Annotated in this window: 18 protein-coding genes; 8 read left to right on the top strand and 10 right to left on the bottom strand. The window is 74.6% G+C overall.

What is annotated here, in order from left to right:
- The first annotated feature begins 51 nt into the window (after positions 1-51).
- From ABTY40_RS10035 to ABTY40_RS10025, 3 genes are all read left to right on the top strand, one after another.
- Positions 52-897: an AraC family transcriptional regulator gene (locus ABTY40_RS10035; protein ID WP_352059087.1), complete on the top strand. Its 846-nt coding sequence runs from the start codon at positions 52-54 to the stop codon at positions 895-897.
- An 89-nt stretch (positions 898-986) separates the two neighbouring features.
- Positions 987-1,727 (top strand): AzlC family ABC transporter permease, encoded by a 741-nt coding sequence (locus ABTY40_RS10030; RefSeq protein ID WP_352059062.1) that lies wholly within the window; start codon positions 987-989, stop codon positions 1,725-1,727.
- Positions 1,724-2,032, top strand: coding sequence for an AzlD domain-containing protein (locus ABTY40_RS10025; protein ID WP_352059061.1), 309 nt, complete (start codon positions 1,724-1,726; stop codon positions 2,030-2,032). Before ABTY40_RS10030 ends, ABTY40_RS10025 begins: the two co-directional genes overlap by 4 nt.
- A gap of 108 nt (positions 2,033-2,140) precedes the next feature.
- On the opposite strand, the gene ABTY40_RS10020 is transcribed toward ABTY40_RS10025, so the two are convergent.
- Positions 2,141-3,079 carry a hypothetical protein gene (locus ABTY40_RS10020; protein ID WP_352059060.1) on the bottom strand — a complete coding sequence of 313 codons (939 nt, stop codon included), beginning with the start codon at positions 3,077-3,079 and terminating at the stop codon, positions 2,141-2,143.
- 79 nt (positions 3,080-3,158) lie between these two features.
- Here ABTY40_RS10020 and ABTY40_RS10015 point away from each other — a divergent pair, with 79 nt between their 5' ends.
- The gene (locus ABTY40_RS10015) at positions 3,159-3,353 is read left to right on the top strand and encodes a DUF3046 domain-containing protein (RefSeq protein ID WP_345289344.1); all 195 of its coding nucleotides are present in this window, start codon (positions 3,159-3,161) and stop codon (positions 3,351-3,353) included.
- A gap of 471 nt (positions 3,354-3,824) precedes the next feature.
- Positions 3,825-4,940 carry an AI-2E family transporter gene (locus ABTY40_RS10010; RefSeq protein WP_352059086.1) on the top strand — a complete coding sequence of 372 codons (1,116 nt, stop codon included), beginning with the start codon at positions 3,825-3,827 and terminating at the stop codon, positions 4,938-4,940.
- 27 nt (positions 4,941-4,967) lie between these two features.
- On the opposite strand, the gene ABTY40_RS10005 is transcribed toward ABTY40_RS10010, so the two are convergent.
- The 4 genes from ABTY40_RS10005 to ABTY40_RS09990 all read right to left on the bottom strand — a co-directional run bounded on the left by ABTY40_RS10005 (position 4,968) and on the right by ABTY40_RS09990 (position 9,368).
- Positions 4,968-5,747 (bottom strand): cytochrome d ubiquinol oxidase subunit II, encoded by a 780-nt coding sequence (locus tag ABTY40_RS10005; RefSeq protein WP_352059059.1) that lies wholly within the window; start codon positions 5,745-5,747, stop codon positions 4,968-4,970.
- 113 nt (positions 5,748-5,860) lie between these two features.
- Positions 5,861-7,153, bottom strand: a complete 1,293-nt coding sequence (locus ABTY40_RS10000; RefSeq protein ID WP_352059058.1) for a cytochrome ubiquinol oxidase subunit I — start codon at positions 7,151-7,153, stop codon at positions 5,861-5,863.
- A 146-nt stretch (positions 7,154-7,299) separates the two neighbouring features.
- On the bottom strand, positions 7,300-7,968 hold the full coding sequence (locus tag ABTY40_RS09995) for a response regulator (protein WP_352059057.1): 669 nt from the start codon (positions 7,966-7,968) through the stop codon (positions 7,300-7,302).
- The gene (locus tag ABTY40_RS09990; protein WP_352059056.1) at positions 7,965-9,368 is read right to left on the bottom strand and encodes a sensor histidine kinase; all 1,404 of its coding nucleotides are present in this window, start codon (positions 9,366-9,368) and stop codon (positions 7,965-7,967) included. Before ABTY40_RS09990 ends, ABTY40_RS09995 begins: the two co-directional genes overlap by 4 nt.
- Positions 9,369-9,566: 198 nt before the next feature.
- Here ABTY40_RS09990 and ABTY40_RS09985 point away from each other — a divergent pair, with 198 nt between their 5' ends.
- On the top strand, positions 9,567-10,319 hold the full coding sequence (locus ABTY40_RS09985; protein WP_352059085.1) for an SGNH/GDSL hydrolase family protein: 753 nt from the start codon (positions 9,567-9,569) through the stop codon (positions 10,317-10,319).
- A gap of 95 nt (positions 10,320-10,414) precedes the next feature.
- On the opposite strand, the gene ABTY40_RS09980 is transcribed toward ABTY40_RS09985, so the two are convergent.
- The 4 genes from ABTY40_RS09980 to ABTY40_RS09965 all read right to left on the bottom strand — a co-directional run bounded on the left by ABTY40_RS09980 (position 10,415) and on the right by ABTY40_RS09965 (position 14,214).
- The gene (locus ABTY40_RS09980; RefSeq protein ID WP_352059055.1) at positions 10,415-11,575 is read right to left on the bottom strand and encodes an oxygenase MpaB family protein; all 1,161 of its coding nucleotides are present in this window, start codon (positions 11,573-11,575) and stop codon (positions 10,415-10,417) included.
- A 163-nt stretch (positions 11,576-11,738) separates the two neighbouring features.
- On the bottom strand, positions 11,739-12,815 hold the full coding sequence (locus ABTY40_RS09975) for a polyprenyl synthetase family protein (RefSeq protein WP_352059054.1): 1,077 nt from the start codon (positions 12,813-12,815) through the stop codon (positions 11,739-11,741).
- The gene (locus tag ABTY40_RS09970; RefSeq protein WP_352059053.1) at positions 12,805-13,083 is read right to left on the bottom strand and encodes a polyprenyl synthetase; all 279 of its coding nucleotides are present in this window, start codon (positions 13,081-13,083) and stop codon (positions 12,805-12,807) included. The genes ABTY40_RS09975 and ABTY40_RS09970 overlap by 11 nt, the downstream gene beginning before the upstream one ends.
- Positions 13,084-13,257: 174 nt before the next feature.
- Positions 13,258-14,214 carry an ankyrin repeat domain-containing protein gene (locus ABTY40_RS09965; protein ID WP_352059052.1) on the bottom strand — a complete coding sequence of 319 codons (957 nt, stop codon included), beginning with the start codon at positions 14,212-14,214 and terminating at the stop codon, positions 13,258-13,260.
- 421 nt (positions 14,215-14,635) lie between these two features.
- Here ABTY40_RS09965 and recA point away from each other — a divergent pair, with 421 nt between their 5' ends.
- Together recA and recX are read left to right on the top strand one after the other, a co-directional pair.
- Positions 14,636-15,772 carry a recombinase RecA gene (gene recA, locus ABTY40_RS09960; protein WP_352059051.1) on the top strand — a complete coding sequence of 379 codons (1,137 nt, stop codon included), beginning with the start codon at positions 14,636-14,638 and terminating at the stop codon, positions 15,770-15,772.
- A gap of 4 nt (positions 15,773-15,776) precedes the next feature.
- Positions 15,777-16,343, top strand: a complete 567-nt coding sequence (recX, locus tag ABTY40_RS09955; protein ID WP_352059050.1) for a recombination regulator RecX — start codon at positions 15,777-15,779, stop codon at positions 16,341-16,343.
- 335 nt (positions 16,344-16,678) lie between these two features.
- On the opposite strand, the gene ABTY40_RS09950 is transcribed toward recX, so the two are convergent.
- On the bottom strand, positions 16,679-17,119 hold the full coding sequence (locus ABTY40_RS09950) for a rhodanese-like domain-containing protein (RefSeq protein WP_352059049.1): 441 nt from the start codon (positions 17,117-17,119) through the stop codon (positions 16,679-16,681).
- Positions 17,120-17,125 lie beyond the last annotated feature (6 nt).

Raw genomic sequence — 17,125 nt, 5'->3', positions numbered from 1 at the left:
GACCGCCGGGGCGGCCTGCCGCCGAAGGGGAGCGCGGGGGAGAATGGCAGCATGGCGGGCGGCGGTGAACGGGCACGGTACTGGCGGTATCCCGAGCTGCCCGGCGTCGACCTGCTGCACGCCCACTACATCCGCAAGGCCTTCGCCCGGCACACCCACGAGACCTTCGTCTTCGCCGCGATCACCGAGGGCGTCGAGGCCTTCCACTACCGCGACGAACTGGTGCGTGCCGGCCCCGGCCAGATCGCCCTGGTGAACCCGGACACCCCGCACACCGGCCACGCGGGCGTGCCCGAGGGCTGGACGTACCGCACGATCTACCCGGACGCGGAGCTGATCCGGTCCATCGCCGCCGACACCCTCGCCCTGCGCGGTTCCGTCGGCTTCACCTCACCCGTGGTCGACGACCCGCACGCGGCCCGGCTCGTGGTCGGCGTCCACCGCGCCGCCGAGGAGGGCAACGCGCTCGCCGCCGACAGTCTGCTGCGCCTGGTCACGGCCCGGATGCTGCGCAGCCACGGCGGCCTGGTCGCCCCGCTGCCGCCGCGCTCGGCGGGCGCGCGGAACGCGGCACGCGCGCGTGCCGTCCTGGAGGAGCGGATGGCCGACCCGCCGACCCTGGAGCGGCTCGCCGCCGACCTCGGCACCAGCCCCTTCGCGCTGCTCAGGGCCTTCCGCCAGGTGTACGGGATGCCCCCGCACACCTGGCTCACGGACGCGCGCGTGCGGCGCGCCAGACGGCTGCTTGACGCCGGGACCTCTCCGGCGGAGGCGGCCGTCGCGGTCGGTTTCACCGACCAGCCGCACCTCACCCGCCACTTCGCGCGCAGCGTCGGCGTGCCACCGGGGGCGTACCAGCGCGCGCGGGGCGTGGGGACGTACGGGAACGGGGGCTGAGGGAGGGCCGGGGCGCGGCCACCCGGCCCGGCGGGGGCGCGCAAGAACGTACAAGACCGGACGACCGGCGGTCTCGTACCGTCCCTGACGTGGCAGAACAGACAGCACCTCCAGTCATACGGGACGACGGCCCCGCCAAGACCGACGCCGCCGTCGTCCGCGACGCGCTCGGCGTCGGCATCGCCGTCGGGCTCTCCGGGTTCGCCTTCGGCGTGACCTCCGCGGGCTCCGGGCTCACCCTGCTCCAGACCTGCGCGCTGAGCCTTCTGGTGTTCACCGGCGCCTCGCAGTTCGCCCTCGTCGGCGCGCTCGCCGCCGGCGGGAATCCCTTCACCGCGGCCGCCGGAGCCTTCTTCCTGGGCACCCGCAACGCCTTCTACGGGCTGCGCCTCTCCCAGCTGCTCGCCCTGCCGCGGCCCGTGCGGCCCTTCGCCGCGCAGTGGGTGATCGACGAGACGACTGCCGTCGCGCTCGCCCAGCCGAACCGGCGGGCCGCGCGCCTCGGGTTCACCGTCACCGGCCTCACGCTGTACGTCCTGTGGAACCTGACCACCCTGCTCGGCGCCCTGGGCGCGGAGGCGCTCGGCGACACGGCCGCCTGGGGCCTCGACGCGGCCGGACCGGCCGTCTTCCTCGCCCTGCTCGCCCCCATGCTGCGGACGGCGACCGAACGGGCCACCGCGGGTCTCGCCGTCCTCCTCGGGCTCGGACTGCTCCCCGTGCTGCCCGCCGGCGTCCCCGTCCTCGCGGCCGCCCTGGCCGCCCCCACCGTGCTCTGGCTCCAGGGCCGCCGCGCCCGGCACGACGACGCGAAGGGAGAGGGCCGGTGAACGTCTGGATCGCGATCGGCCTGACCGCCGCCGCCTGCTACGTGGTCAAGCTCCTTGGCCTCCTCGTCCCCGCCGGCGCCCTCGAACTCCCGCTCGTCCAGCGGCTCGCGGCCCTGCTGCCCGTCGCCCTGCTCGCGGCGCTCACCGCGCAGCAGACGTTCGGCCAGGGCACCGGTCTCGTCCTGGACGCCCGCGCCGCCGGGCTCGGCGCGGCGGCCCTCGCGCTCGTCCTGCGGGCCCCCTTCCTGGTCGTCGTGGGCGCCGCCGTCCTCGTCACGGCCGGGGTCCGCGCCCTGGCCGGCTGACCTTCCACGCCCCGTGGCGCCCGCACCGGGACGGCACGGGACGCCACGGGACGCCACGGGGCCACGGAGACGCCACGCGGCCGTGGCCTCAGGACGGCGGGAGGCGGGTCAGCCGATGGGTCGGCCGTGCGCGCGGAGCGTGCGCAGGGCCTCGATCGTGACGATCGGCCGCCACTCCAGGGCGGTGCCGGGCGCCCAGACCCGCCAATTGACCGGCCAGCCCCCGTCCTCCTGCTGGTCCGCCGCGAGACGGTCGAGCGACCGGGCCATCTCCTCGTCCGTGAACCAGCGGCGCGCCAGCGAGTCCGGCACGCGCGCGTAGTCGTGCGGGAAGTGGTGCTCGCCGGGCGCGTACCCGTCCGCGACCGGGTACTCGTCCTGCCGGTCCGGGTCCAGGACGGCGAGCCGCCGCTCCCGCACCAGCCGCCCGAGCCGGTCCGCCGCCTTCTCGGCCCGCGGCCGGTCCGGCGCCCCGTCGAGGAAGGCGACGGCGGCCTCGATCTCGTACGGATGCGACTCCTCCAGCGACTCCACGGCCGCCCAGCAGAACTCGGTCGCCCGGAACAGCCAGGCGTTCCAGACCTGGTTGCGGTGCAGCAGCCCGACCACCGGGCCGGTCGTGAGCAGCGAGGCCGGCGGCGCGTCCTCGACCGGGACGAAGGGCGCCACCGGGTAGCCGCGCTGGGAGGGATGGACCGCGGGCAGCGCGCCCTCGTGCGTGGACATCTCCGTGAGGTGGCGGCAGATCCGCTCCACGCGCAGCCCGCCGCAGCGGCCGATGGTGTCCAGGACCCGGAGCGCGTGCGCGGTGTGCAGCGGCTGGCTGACCGGCCCGCGCAGATCGGGTTCGAGTGCGTGGCCGTAGCCGCCGTCCTCGTTGAGGTACGCGGCCAGGGCGGCCTCGACCTGGTCCGCGCCACCGCGCAGGAAGTGGTAGGCGAACCGGCGCTGTTCGAGGACGCGGGCCGTCAGCCAGACGAAGCGCTCGGCGCGAGCCACCGGCGTCGACGACGGAACGGGAGGGGAGGAGTGGGGTTTTTCGGCCATGTTCCGACGTTAGGGGGCGCGGGCCCCGAGACAAGGCCCATGGGCCGGGCTGCACTCTTCGGAGCGGGATACTGGAGTCATGCGGTTGACGATTTTCTGGGAACGCATGGCCGATCACTTCGGTGAGGCCTACGCGGAGTCCTTCGCGCGTGACCACGTGATGTCCGAGCTGGGGGGCCGGACGGTACGGCAGGCACTGGAGGCGGGCTGGGAGGCGAAGGACGTGTGGCGGGCCGTCTGCGCCGCCGTGGACGTACCCGCCGACAAGCGCTGACCCGCGCGCCGGGGAGGCGGTGGCGGCCGGTGGCCGCCCGGGGAGCGACGCGGGGATGTGAGGGGTCCGGGAGGGAATGTCCGCGCGGTGCGCGAGACTGGCGGGGTGGCCCCGACTGACGACAACGAGAAGCCCGAGACGCCCGACCACCACGACACGACCGAGAACCGCGACGGCACGGCACCGCGCGGCGTGAGCCGCCCGAACGGCCCGGCGGCGCCGGACGATGCGCCGGCGGGACGGGCCGCGGCCGACGCGCGGGCGGCGCGCGGCGGCCCAGGCCCGGCCGCGGCCGACACCCCGGGCGACCACCCGGACTCCGGTCAGGCGGCAGGGTCCGGTCCGGCGGCAGGGTCCGGTTCCGCCCCCGCCTCCGGCCCGGCCCCCGGGCCTGCCACCGCCGCCGGCTCCACGTCCGGGTCCGCGCCCCTGGCCGGGAGTCCGGCCGAGTCCGTTCCCGGGCCCGCGCGCATGCCGCGCTGGCTGCCGCGCGCGCTGGTCCTGGCCCTCGCCCTCTACGCCTGCTTCCAGCTCGGGAGCTGGGCCTTCCACCAGCTCATCGGCCTGCTCGTCAACGTCCTGCTCGCCTTCTTCCTCGCCCTCGCCATCGAACCGGCGGTCGGCCGCATGGCGGCGCGCGGGATGCGCCGCGGCCTCGCGACCTTCCTGGTCTTCTTCGGCGTCCTCGTCGTCGGCGTCGGATTCGTCGTCCTGCTCGGCTCGATGCTCGCCGGGCAGATCGTCGCCATGGTCGAGGACTTCCCGAAGTACCTCGACGCGCTGATCAAGTGGACCAACGTCACCTTCCACACCGACCTGTCCCGGGTCGAGGTCCAGGACAGCGTGCTCAGCTCCGAATGGCTGCAGAAGTACGTGCAGAACAGCGCGAGCGGCGTGCTCGACGTCTCCGCCACCGTCCTCGGCGGGCTGTTCCGGCTCCTGACGATCTTCCTCTTCGCGTTCTACTTCGCGGCGGACGGTCCCCGGCTGCGCAGGGCGCTCTGCTCCGTCCTGCCGCCCGCCCGCCAGGCCGAGGTGCTGCGCGCCTGGGAGATCGCCGTCGACAAGACCGGCGGGTACCTCTACTCGCGCGGCCTCATGGCCCTCATCTCCGGTGCCGCGCACTTCGTCCTCTTCGAGATCCTCGAGGTGCCGTACGCGCCCGCGCTCGCCGTGTGGGTCGGGCTGGTCTCGCAGTTCATCCCGACCATCGGCACGTACCTCGCCGGTGCCCTGCCGATGCTGATCGCCTTCACCGTCAACCCCTGGTACGCCGTGTGGGTGCTCGGCTTCGTCGTGGTCTACCAGCAGTTCGAGAACTACGTGCTGCAGCCGAAGCTCACCTCCAAGACGGTGGACATCCACCCGGCGGTGGCCTTCGGCTCCGTCATCGCGGGGACGGCCCTGCTCGGCGCGGTCGGGGCGCTGATCGCCATCCCGGCCGTCGCCACCCTCCAGGCGTTCCTGGGCGCCTATGTGAAGCGGTACGACGTGACGGACGACCCGCGCGTGCACGGCCACCGGCGGTACGGCGAGGCCGTGGTGGCCCGGCTGCAGAAGGCCCTGCACCACAAGAAGGAGCTGTAGGGGCGGAGTCGGCAGCGGTGCGCGGCTTCACAGGTACGAGGGGCCGGTGACCCGGTGCCGGAAGGTGTGCCAGATCCACGCCTGGACGGTCACGAGGAGCGGGGTCACGACCAGCAGGGCGGGGACGAGCAGGGCGAGCGTCGCGGGGGAGGCGGCCCGCTCGGCCAGCGGCAGGGCGGTCCCCGCCACGAGCGGCAGCCCGGCCATCAGGACGGCGGTCAGGGCGAAGGACTGCCACGGGCGCCCCGCCCGTCCGACGAGCCCGCGGGCCCTCTCGTACGGCGGCCCGGTCAGCCGGAGCGCGGCGAACCCCAGCCCGTGCGCGGCGAACAGGGCGGCGACGGCGAGAGCCGTCAGGACGGCCGTGGGGCCCGTCGCGGGGGCGTACGGCCTGCCGGTCAGCAGGGCCGCGAGCAGCCAGCCCCAGGCCAGGGCGACGGTCCAGCTGCCGCAGGTCACGGCGGCGTCGCAGCCGGCGCGCCAGCGCGGCCCCGGGCCCCGGCCGCGCGACCAGAGCCCTGCGTCCCGGACGATCCAGCCGGTGAGGAGCGCGACGAGGACCGGGTACTGAGCGCTCATCAGTTCCCCTTCGAGCGCGGGGAAACAGCCCACGAGGACCCCGGCGGTGGCGACCAGCCAGACCTCGTTGCCGAGGAAGAAGGGGGCGAAGGAGGCGAGGACGAGGCGCCGTTCGCCGTCGTCCCGGCCGAGCCAGGGGACGAGCATGCCGGTGCCGAGGTCCGCGCCCGCGAGCACGAACCAGCCGGCGGAGAAGAAGCCGAGCATGGCGATGGCCGGAATGTCCACGGGGGTGGGTCTCCTCGAGGGGCCGGTGGCCGGGGTGGGGGCCGAAGCCGGAGCGGGGCAGGGTGACAGGGGGCACGGGAGAGACGGGGGCCGGGGGCGGCCGTCCTTCCGGGTCAGTAGCGCGGCGCGGGCAGCGCGTCGGCGGGATCGGGAGCCCCGGAGGCCGGTCCCTCCTTCTGCCCGAGGCCGATCCCCTCCACGGGGCCGCGCCGGGCGTGCCGGGTGAGCAGCCAGGCGTTGAGCACGGCGAGCAGGACGAACAGGGTGGTGAAGACGGTGAGCGAGAGGCGCATGGTCCCGGGGGAGAGGTCGGAGACCGCGTCCTTCGTCCTCAGGAGGCCGTACACGACCCAGGGCTGCCGGCCCGACTCCCGGAAGACCCACCCGCCGATCATCGCGAGTCCGGGCAGCGGGACGGCCGCCATCAGGACGACGTGCCAGAGCCGGAACCGGAAAACGGTCTTCCGGAAGCAGGCCAGGACGACCCCGGCGAAGCACAGGTACATCATCAGGGCGAAGCTGATCAGCATGAGCAGACCGCCGCCTCGGGTCCACGCCTCCGAGGGCACGTAGTCGCCCGGCCCGAAGCGCGCCGACAGCTCCGCCTGAAGCCGGGCGACATCGGCGGTCCGCGCGCCGAACACCGCCGACTTCATCGGCTGGAAGGTGGCGAGGCTCGCGAACTGCAGCCCTCCGAAGACGGCGGTCACCATCAGCGCCGGCGCAGACAGGAACACCCCGATCCGCAGGCTGCGGCCGAAGAACTCCCACTCCGGGCTGCGCCGGAAGAGGTGGTACGCGCTCACCCCGGCCATGAAGAACCCGGCCGTGAGCAGGGAGCCGGCGAGGACGTGGCCGAAGGCGAGGAGCGCGGAGGGGTTCGTCAGGACGGCGACCGGGTCGTCGAGGACGAGTTCGCCGCCCTCGGAGGCGTACCCCACCGGATGGTTGAGGAAGCCGTTGGAGACGAGGATCCAGTACGCGGACAGGTACGCGGTGAGGACGACGACCCAGATCGCGGCCAGATGGGCCCAGCGGTCGAGCCGGTGCCAGCCGAAGATCCACAGGCCGAAGAAGGTCGACTCCACGAAGAAGGCCACGATGGTCTCGACGGCGAGCGAGGCGCCGAGGATGTTGCCCGCCTCATGGGTGAGACCGCTCCACGCCATGCCGAACTGGAACTCCATCACCAGCCCGGTGACGATCCCGACCGCGTAGTTGATCACGTACAGCTGACCCCAGAAGCGCACCATCCGGGCGTCCAGCGGCGTGCCGCCGAACGTCGCCTTCGTCTGGAGCACGGCGACGACGGTCGCGAGCCCCAGGGTGAGGGCGACGAAGAGGAAGTGTCCGCCGGCGGTGAGGGCGAACTGCAGCCGCGCGAGATCGAGTACGTCCTGATGCACACCGCCAGCGTCGGCGTACGGGCCGGGCCGGCGCGTCGGCCCGGGGTGGACACCCGGCGTACGCCGGGAGTGGTGTCCGGCCGCGCCGGCGTACTCCCTCAGTTGTGGGCCGGAGGCTCAGGAGGGGGGCGGGGCGGACCCGGCGGTCAGGCCAGCCAGCCCGGTGTGATCATCCCCGACTCGTACGCGGGGATGACCAGCTGGGCTCGGTCGCGCACGCCCAGCTTCGTCATGATGCGGCTCACATGGGTCTTCGCGGTCGCGGGCGACAGCACCAGCCGGCCCGCGATCTCGTCGTTGGACAGCCCCGCGCCCACCAGGCCGAGCACCTCGCGTTCGCGCTCGGTGAGGGCGTTCAGACGGGGCGCAGGATCGGGCTGCCGGCCGATCCGCCCGGCGAACTCGGCGATCAGCCGGCGGGTCACGGCCGGGGCGATCAGCGCGTCGCCGCGCGCGACCACCCGTACCGCGTGCAGCAGTTCCATCGGCTCGGTGTCCTTGACGAGGAAACCGGAGGCGCCGGCGCGCAGCGCCCCGTACACGTGGTCGTCCGCGTCGAAGGTCGTCAGGACGACCACCCGGACCTCCGCGAGGTCGCCGTCCGAGGTGATGCGGCCGGTCGCCGCCAGGCCGTCGAGCACCGGCATCCGGATGTCCATGAGGACGACGTCGGGCCGGAGCTCCCGGGCGAGTGCGACGGCCTGCTCGCCGTCCCCCGCCTCGCCGACCACCTCGATGTCCTCCTCGCCGGAGAGGATCGACCGGAATCCGGCCCGGACCAGGTTCTGGTCGTCGGCGAGCACGACACGGATCATCGGGGGTCCTCCTCGGAGGCGGGGGTGGGCGGTGGTGCGACGGGGGGCCCGGCGCGTTCCCCGGTACGGGCGCCTCCCGCGGGTCCCTGCGGGCCACGAGCCACGGGCGGGGCGGCCGGGGAGCCGGTCGTGGGGCTGGTCCCGGGACCGGATGCCGGCCCGTGTGCGGCCCCGGCGGCCTCGGCGCCGGGCGGTCCGGGCGGTCCGGGTGGGCGGAACGGCAGCCGGGCGTCCACGAGGAAGCCGCCGCCGGGCACGCCACGGGCGGTCAGCTCGCCCCCGAACGCCCTCGCCCGCTCCGTCATGCCCCGGATGCCGCTGCCCGGCGGCCGGCCCTCGGGGGCGCCGTCCCCGTCGTCCCGGACCCGGAGCCGTACCGCCTCGGCGCCCCACTCCACGGTGACCGTCACCGTACGGGCACCCGCGTGGCGGGTGACGTTCGTCAGAGACTCCTGCACGATCCGGTACGCGGCCAGGTCGACGGGCGGCGGCAGCGGTACGGGCCTGCCGACGGCCTCCGTACGGACGTCGAGGCCCGTGGCGCGGGCCCGCTCGGCCAGGTCGCCCAGGAGGGCGAGGCCGGAGGCCGGGGCGGTCGGGGTGGACTCGTCGGCCCGGCGCAGCACCCCGAGGGTGGCCCGGAGCTCGCGCATCGCGTCCTTGCTGGTCGCCTTCACCGCCTCCAGGGCCTCCGTGGCGGTGGCGAGGGCGGCCTCGGGTTCGGGGCCCTTGGCGAGCCGGTGCAGCGCCGCGCCCGACTGCACGTTGATGAGGGAGACGGTGTGTCCGAGGACGTCGTGCAGTTCGCGTGCGATCCGCAGCCGCTCCTCGGTGGCGCTCTGCCGGGCACGCGCCTCCTGCTCCCGCTCGGCCGCGAGGGCCCGCTGCTCCACCTCGTGCAGATAGGCGAGCCGGGTGCGCTGGGCGCGGCCCACCGCGACCAGGCTGATCAGCCAGCCGGCCAGCATGGCGAGGGAGGTGTCGTCGATCTGCCGGTGGCCGGGCTGCTGCCGGATCTCGCCGACCCCGACCGCGAGGAGGGTGACGGCGGCGAGCGCGACGGCGGCGGCGAACCGGCCCTCGGCGGCCGTCGTGTAGAGCGCGACCGCGAAACTGATCATGAGCGGTCCGTCCTGCGCCGTCAGCGGGTAATAGACCACGCAGGCGAGGAGCGTCGCGGCGGCCACGGCGACGGGCCGCCTGCGCCGGAGGTACAGCACCCCGCAGGCCGCCACGAGCAGTGCCCAGCCGAGGGCCGTACGCAGCGGCGGCTCGCCCGCGCTCCGCGCGCCGGCCAGCGTCCAGACCGCCACGACCAGGAGGACGAGGCCCGCCACGAGGGCGTCGGCGGCCCGCGGCGGGAGGCGGTGGCCGCCGGCGGCGCGCAGGGGGAGGGGCATGGGTCGAAGGATAGGCGGCGGGGGGAGACGGGGCCCGCCGCCACCGGTATAGTCAAAAAAGTGAATAGGTGTGGGGTGGGGGACGAAGGCAGGCCGGGAGACGGCGGGGCCGGCATACCGCAGGACACGCGGACGCGCCGGCTCCACGGGTCACCGGGCTTCGGCCGGGGGCCCGGAGCCTCTTGGCGCTACGTCGCGCTGGGCGACAGCCAGACGGAAGGCGTGGGCGACGGCGACGACATCCACGGCCTGCGCGGCTGGGCGGACCGGCTCGCCGAACTGCTCGCCCGGCACCACCCGGACCTGCGGTACGCCAACCTGGCCGTACGGGGCCGGCTCGCCGGCCAGGTGCGCGCCGGCCAGCTCGGCCCCGCCCTCGCCCTGCGCCCGGACCTCGCGACCGTCGTCGCCGGCGTCAACGACCTGATGCGGCCCCGGTTCGACGCGGACGAGGTGGCCGGCCACCTGGAGGCGATGTTCGCCGAACTGACCGCGCACGGCGCCCGCGTCGCGACGCTCACCTTCCCCGACGTCGGCAGGCTGGTCCCGCTCGCCCGCCCCCTCGGCTCCCGCGTCCGGGCCCTCAACACGCGCATCCGGCAGGCCGCCGACCGGCACGGCGTCGTCGTCGCCGAGACGGCCGGCCCACCTGTCGTCACCGACCCGCGCCTGTGGAGCCCCGACCGGCTGCACGCGTCCCCGCTCGGCCACACCCGCATCGCGGCGGCCGTCGCCCACGCCCTCGGCCTCCCCGGCAGCGACGACTCGTGGACGCAGCCGCTGCCGCCGCCGCAGACCCCGCTCCCCTCCCCGCTCGCCACCCTCGGCGCCGAATTGCGGTGGGCGGGCACCTTCCTGGGCCCCTGGCTCGGCCGCCGCCTGCGCGGCCGTTCCTCGGGCGACGACCGCCACGCCAAGCGGCCGGAACTCCGCGCGGTGACGGGGGCCTGAACCGAAAGGCGAGGTACGGGCGTTGCGGAGGGGTCCTCCACCCTCGAGCCGCCGACGGCGTGCCCGGTGTGCCGCGGGCCCGGTGGAGCCGCCGGTCAGGAGACGGTGGCCGGCGGCGGGGTCCACCGGTGGGTGGGGGGCACCGTGCCCGGGACGCCGTACTCCTTGCGGAGGTCCTCGGGGATGGCGTAGTGCATGACGCGGCCGCGGGTCAGGGAGGACAGCTCGAAGATCGTGGTGAGGTGGCCGAGACGGTCCAGGGCCCAGGCGCCGAGCGGGAAGCGGTCCTCGACGGTCTCCAGGACGCCGAGGAGGTGGGGCACCGCCTTGACGAGGGTGTCCCAGCGGGTGCGCGGCACACCGAGCCAGTCCGCGCAGGTGTCGCCGACGAGGTGGCGGATCAGGGCCGAGACGATGGGGTCGAAGAGGGTGCCGGGCACGACCTCCTCGTACAGGTCGATCAGCTGACGGGTCAGCCGGACGCCCTCCTCGGAAGGGCCCATGTGCCGGATCATGTACAGGTCGAGGAACTGCCGGGCCTCCTCGAGGGTCTTGGGGACGGCGTCCTGGTCGACGCCGAGCATCGCGCCCACCACCCGCCACGCGTAGTAGTAGGCCCGCGCCCCCTCCGTCGACATGTGGATGCCGAGGCGGTGGAGGCTGTCCAGGACGAGCATCGAGAAGAACATCTGCCCGCCGAGCATGTCCTCCTGACAGATCGGCGTGCCGAGCGCGGCGGTGTCCCACCGGTTCTCGCGCAGGAGGTGGTGGCGGATGGAGGCGTGCAGGAGACGGACCTTCTGGGCGGCCGGGATGAAACGGCTGCCGGCCTCGAAGGCGTCCGGCTGCATCAGGTAGACGGTGAACTGGCCCGTCTCCGCCATGCGCTTGGAGGGGTAGTTCAGGCCGTGCGTCGCCGACAGCAGCTTGGCCACGTGCGGGACGACGTAACAGGCGGGCATCGCCGCGAAGGAGAGGGCCGTGGAGATGTGCACGTTGTTGTCGATGAAGAACAGCCGTGCCTTCTCCATCTCCGCCCAGTCGACCCAGCTCGGCGGGGTGCGGGTGGCTTCCAGGTACTCCCGCGCGACGTCCGGCAGCCCCTCGGGGAGGGGCGCTCCCGCGGTGGAGACGTACCGCATGAGCGTGTTGAACGTGCCCACCTGGCCGCTCTCGAAGAGTGCGGCCACGGTCGCGTCGGCGAGTTCGTCACCGGCCTGGCGCAGGGCGGCCATCGACGCCTCGGTGTAGGTCACGGGAGGGGACTCCTTGTCTGGGACGGGATCGGCCACGGAGGGCGGGGCCGTGGGGCCGGCGGTGCGGACGTACGCGGCGGGCGCGGGGGTACGGGGAGGGCGGCGCGGGGGCCGGGAACGGTGCGGGTCCGGCGCGGCGGTCCGGCGAGGGGCCGGTGCGGGGTCACGCCAGGCGGACCGCCACCGAGCGGGCCAGGGCGGTCAGGGCGGCGGCGGCACGCGCCGGCAGCACCAGGTCGTGGAGGGCGGCCAGCGCCTCCTCGACCCGGGCGCCGATCATGTCCTCCACGCGGTCGGGGGACTTCAGCCGCCGCATCACCCCGCGGACGGTCTCCAGCGCCTCCGCGTCCGGTTGCCGGCCGAGGAGCGCGCGCAGCCGCTCACGGTCCTCGTCGCCGGCGAGGCGCCAGGTCTCCGCCAGGAGGGCGGTGGGCCGGTGGCCCCGGACGTCGTCGGTGCCGGCCTTCCCGGTCACGGCCGGGTCGCCGAACAGGCCGAGCAGGTCGTCGCGCAACTGGAAGGCCTCACCGAGCGGCAGCCCGTACGCCGAGTAGCCCTCACGGAGCCGCGCGCCGGCTCCGGCGAGGGCGCCACCGATCAGCAGGGGCTGCTCCACGGTGTACTTGGCGGTCTTGTAGCGGATCACCTTCAGCGAAATCTCCGTGTCGTGCACGGCTCCGGTACGGAGGATCTCCAGGCACTCGCCCGCGATGAGCTCCCGGGCCATCACGGTCCACAGCGGCCGGGCCCGGCCCAGGTAGGCGGCGGGCAGGCCGCAGATGGCGAACAGCTGCCCGGCCAGCGCCATGAGCAGGTCGCCCACGAGCATCGCGAGCGACCGCGCGGCGGTGTCCGTGCCGGCGCCGCCGCGCAGGTCGTCCGGGGGACGGTTCCGTACGGCTCCGCGCAGGGCGACGTGGACGGTGGGTCGTCCGTGCCGCAGGGCGCTGTCGTCGATCAGGTCGTCGTGCACGACGGCGGCGGCGTGCACCAGCTCCATGGACGCCGCCGCCCGTACCAGCGCGTCGCTGTCCGGCTGGCCGGCCGCGCGCCAGCCCCAGTAGCAGAACGCCGCCCGCAGCCGCTTGCCGTCCGCGACGGCGGCCTCCAGCTGGGCGGCCACCGGCGCGAGGGCCGGGTCGATCTCGGCGAACCGGTCGGCCTCCTCGGCGACGAACCGGCGCAGGACCTCGTCCACGCGGGCCTTGAACGCGGCCGGCTCCCACCCGTCAGACGTCATCGGAGGTCCGCTCCCGGGCGGCCAGGGCGTGCCGGGCGAGCACCTCCAGGTGCGCCGGCGGCGCCGCGGCGTACCGGTCGAGCACCAGGCGTCCGCGCGCGGCGAGGTCCTGCTCGGCCTGCGCCGCCAGCTCCGTGGCGTCCGAGCGGCGCAGCAGCCCCCGTACGGTCCCCAGGGCCGTGCCCAGGGCGCTCACCGCCAGATCGGCCAGCCCGGCCGCCACCAGCAGGGCCTGCTCGTCCAGACCGCGCCGTCCCGCTTCTCGCATGTCGCCTTCCACCCCGCACGTCCGGGCGGCACCGGACGCGCCGCCGCCACCGAGCATGGCGCGGGGCCGGGGCAGAGCACGGCGAAACTCACGATCGGGTGATCTTGTCGCTCGGCCGTACGGGTGGGCGTGCGCGGGTGTTCACGGCGCCGCCGAGCCCCGCCGCGCTCCGTGTCAGGGGCTCCAGTAGTCGGCGCGCGGGAGCTCGATCCAGAGGTCGGCGGGGCCGACCACGGCTCGCCGGCCGGTCGGACGCAGCCCCGTGAAGGCGCAGGAGTAGCCGATGGGATCGTTCTGGTAGAGGTACGCAGCCAGCACGTCCGCGGGGCCGTCGTTCACGTCCGGTCCTCCGCCGGGGTGCAGCTCCGCACCCTCGATCCTGCCGTCGCGGGCGATCATGCCCTGGTTGCCGCTCTTGGGGTTGGCGTAGAGGCCGTAGCAGACCGTCCCGGCGGACAGCCGGGTCAGCACGCCCGGCATCTGCGGCGCGTATCCCCAGGGCTGGGTGACGACGCAGCCGCCCGGCACGGACGTCACGCCGACGATCCACAGGGTCTCGTCCAGGTCGTACGCGTACGGGTCCTCCCTCAGCTCGTCGATGAAGTCGTCGTCCACGGGCAGCCCGTCGAGACGGCGGACGGCCTCCTCCGCGTCGATCCCGGCCACGCAGGCGAGGCCCGTCCCCTCGTGGTGGAAGGTGCCCAGGGCCGCGGTGAGCCGCCGGGCCTCCTCCACCGCCGCCCGCTCGGCGTCGGTCAGACGGATGCCCTCCGGCACCGGGAACAGATCCGGGGTCGGCCCGGCCAGGCTCAGCCGGCCCGGTGACCAGCCGCCGAGCGACACGCGCCAGGGGTCCGCGCCGGCGGCGGCGAGAGCACGCGCGTTCTCCGGTCTCCTGGCCAGGACGGCGTCCCACAGGGCCGTCACGCCGTTCTCCAGGGCGTCGACGTCCGTCACGCGGGCGGCCAGCTCCGCCACGACCTCCGGGGAACCGAACACCGCCGCCCGGTGCAGCGGCCGGCCCCCCGGCCCGCGCTCCGGGTCCGCGCCCGCGTCGAGGCGCCGGCGGATGCCGTCGGCATCCGTCCAGTCCCACCCCATCCCGGCCCAGCCGTCGCTCTCTCCGGTCACCGCTCCCCCTGTGCTGTCGTCCGATCCGCACCCCACGCTCGCACACGGGTCCGACAACGCCCCCGTGGTGCGGTTTCCGGCGGGGTGGCGGGTGTGGGGAGGGGCGGCGCCGCCCCTCCCCGGCCCGCGCCGACGAACCCTGAGCGCGTGCCGATCGGACTCGACGGACAGACACGGGTGGAGAAGATCGGCCCCGAGCCGGCCACGTGGGCGGGCGGCGCCGGACGCTCCCCGCGGGCCCCTGCGTGGCGTGCTTGACACTAAAATCGAACATGCTTTCTCATGAGGGTCCGGCCCCTGGAATCACGGGCTCACCGCCGAGTTGTCCACAGGCCGGAGGGGACGCCGGGGCCCATTGTCAGTGGCAGGGGTTAGCGTCTTTCACATGAAGCGATCGACTCAAGCAAACCGGGTGGAACCCATGGCAGGAACCGACCGCGAGAAGGCGCTCGACGCCGCGCTCGCACAGATTGAACGCCAATTCGGCAAGGGCGCCGTGATGCGCATGGGTGACCGGATCCAGGAGCCGATCGAGGTGATCCCCACCGGATCGACCGCCCTCGACGTCGCCCTCGGCGTCGGCGGCCTCCCGCGCGGCCGTGTCGTGGAGATCTACGGCCCCGAGTCCTCCGGCAAGACGACCCTGACCCTGCACGCCGTGGCCAACGCGCAGAAGGCCGGCGGCCAGGTCGCCTTCGTGGACGCCGAGCACGCGCTCGACCCCGAGTACGCCCGCAAGCTGGGCGTCGACATCGACAACCTCATCCTGTCCCAGCCGGACAACGGTGAGCAGGCGCTCGAGATCGTCGACATGCTGGTGCGCTCCGGCGCGCTCGACCTGATCGTCATCGACTCCGTCGCCGCGCTCGTCCCGCGCGCGGAGATCGAGGGCGAGATGGGCGACTCGCACGTCGGTCTCCAGGCCCGCCTGATGAGCCAGGCGCTCCGGAAGATCACCAGCGCGCTCAACCAGTCCAAGACCACCGCGATCTTCATCAACCAGCTCCGCGAGAAGATCGGCGTGATGTTCGGCTCGCCGGAGACCACGACCGGTGGCCGCGCCCTGAAGTTCTACGCCTCCGTGCGCATCGACATCCGGCGCATCGAGACCCTCAAGGACGGCACCGAGGCGGTCGGCAACCGCACCCGCTGCAAGGTCGTGAAGAACAAGGTCGCGCCCCCCTTCAAGCAGGCCGAGTTCGACATCCTCTACGGCCAGGGCATCAGCCGTGAGGGCGGTCTGATCGACATGGGCGTCGACCACGGCTTCGTCCGCAAGGCCGGCGCCTGGTACACGTACGAGGGCGACCAGCTGGGCCAGGGCAAGGAGAACGCCCGCAACTTCCTGAAGGACAACCCCGACCTCGCCAACGAGATCGAGAGGAAGATCAAGGAGAAGCTCGGCGTCGGTGTCCGGCCGGAGGCCCCGTCGGCCGAACCCGCCGCGGACGCGGCCGCCGGTGCGGAGGCGGCGGGCGCGGACGACGCCGCCAAGGGCGTCCCGGCCCCCGCGGCCAAGGCCGTGAAGGCGACCAAGGCCACCGCGGCCAAGAGCTGAACCGGTGACCGGTCGCACCGAACGGCCGGGTGACAGCCCCGACTCGTCGAGGGCCGAGAAGGAGCTGTCACCCCAGGATCCGGCCGAGCGGGCGCGGGCGATCTGCCTGCGCCTGCTCACCGGGACCCCACGCACCCGGAAGCAGCTCGCCGACGCCCTGCGCAAGCGGGAGATCCCCGACGAGGTGGCGGAAGAGGTGCTCTCCCGCTTCGAGGACGTGGGGCTCATCGACGACGCCGCCTTCGCCGGCGCCTGGGTCGAGTCCCGCCACCACGGCCGCGGCCTGGCCCGCCGCGCCCTCGCCCGGGAGCTGCGGACCAAGGGGGTCGAGCCCGCCCTGATCCAGGAGGCGGTGGAGCGGCTCGACTCCGAGCGGGAGGAGGCCACCGCCCGCGACCTGGTCGAGCGCAAGCTCCGTGCCACCCGGGGCCTCGACCGCGACCGGCGCCTGCGCCGGCTCGCCGGGATGCTCGCCCGCAAGGGCTACCCCGAGGGCATGGCGCTCCGCGTCGTCCGCCAGGCCCTGGAGGCCGAGGGCGAGGACACGGAGGGCCTCGACGAGCCCTTCTGACCCGCCGCGCGCCGACACGGCTCGCCCGGTCCCGCCCCGGCCCCCGTTCCGCGCGCCCGCCGCCGCCCGGGACACCCAGCCTCGGCCCGGCCTCTCAGAGCCCCGGGCCGCCCAGTCCTTCAGCGCCCCGGCCCGGCCCGTCCCCGGATCGCCGGCCCCCGGGTCGCCTCAGCGTGGCCTCCCCGGACCGCCGGCCCCTGGGTCGCCTCAGCGTGGCGTCCCCGGACCGCCTCAGCGCCCCATACCGCCCCTGGACCCGTCCAGTCCCGGACCGCCGGCCCGGCCGGCCACCTCCTCGCAGCCGGCCGGCCGGACCTCGCGGTCTCCCGGCCCCCTCAGCGTTCCCTGGCCGGCCGGAGGACCGGGAGGCCCGCCGCCTTCCAGGCCTGGAAGCCGCCGATGAGGTCGGTGGCCCGGTGGAGACCCAGGCGGCGGAGGGACTCGGCCGCCAGGGAGGAGGCGTAGCCCTCGTTGCACAGGACCACCACCCGCAGGTCATGGCCGACCGCCTCGGCCGCGCGGTGGCTGCCCAGGGGGTCAAGCCGCCACTCCAGCTCGTTGCGCTCCACGACCAGCGCGCCCGGGATCAGTCCGTCCCGCTCGCGCAGGGCGGCGTAGCGCGTGTCCACCAGGAGCGCGTCACCCGCGCGGTACGCCTCGTAGGCGGCGCGCGGCTCGATCCGGTCGAGGCCCGACCGGACCCGCTCCAGCAGCTCGTCGATCCCCACCCGTGCGCCCGCGGTCACCCGACCGCCGTCCGTCCGTTCCCCGGTCACCGACCC

Origin of the sequence: Streptomyces sp. NPDC126503 (assembly GCF_040302405.1) — a bacterium.
GTDB classification, from domain to species: domain Bacteria; phylum Actinomycetota; class Actinomycetes; order Streptomycetales; family Streptomycetaceae; genus Streptomyces; species Streptomyces gulbargensis.
The sequence above is the reverse complement of the archived record's forward strand: the minus strand, read 5'-3'. Positions and strand labels throughout refer to the sequence as shown.

Excerpts from the sequence above, each read along its gene's own strand:
- ABTY40_RS10010 (WP_352059086.1), top strand. The coding sequence starts at position 3,825 with ATGCCGCGCTGGCTGCCGCGCGCGCTGGTCCTGGCCCTCGCCCTCTAC.
- ABTY40_RS10015 (WP_345289344.1), top strand. The coding sequence starts at position 3,159 with ATGCGGTTGACGATTTTCTGGGAACGCATGGCCGATCACTTCGGTGAG.
- ABTY40_RS09995 (WP_352059057.1), bottom strand. The coding sequence starts at position 7,968 with ATGATCCGTGTCGTGCTCGCCGACGACCAGAACCTGGTCCGGGCCGGA.
- ABTY40_RS10035 (WP_352059087.1), top strand. The coding sequence starts at position 52 with ATGGCGGGCGGCGGTGAACGGGCACGGTACTGGCGGTATCCCGAGCTG.
- ABTY40_RS09990 (WP_352059056.1), bottom strand. The coding sequence starts at position 9,368 with ATGCCCCTCCCCCTGCGCGCCGCCGGCGGCCACCGCCTCCCGCCGCGG.
- recA (WP_352059051.1), top strand. The coding sequence starts at position 14,636 with ATGGCAGGAACCGACCGCGAGAAGGCGCTCGACGCCGCGCTCGCACAG.
- ABTY40_RS09970 (WP_352059053.1), bottom strand. The coding sequence starts at position 13,083 with ATGCGAGAAGCGGGACGGCGCGGTCTGGACGAGCAGGCCCTGCTGGTG.
- ABTY40_RS09975 (WP_352059054.1), bottom strand. The coding sequence starts at position 12,815 with ATGACGTCTGACGGGTGGGAGCCGGCCGCGTTCAAGGCCCGCGTGGAC.
- ABTY40_RS10020 (WP_352059060.1), bottom strand. The coding sequence starts at position 3,079 with ATGGCCGAAAAACCCCACTCCTCCCCTCCCGTTCCGTCGTCGACGCCG.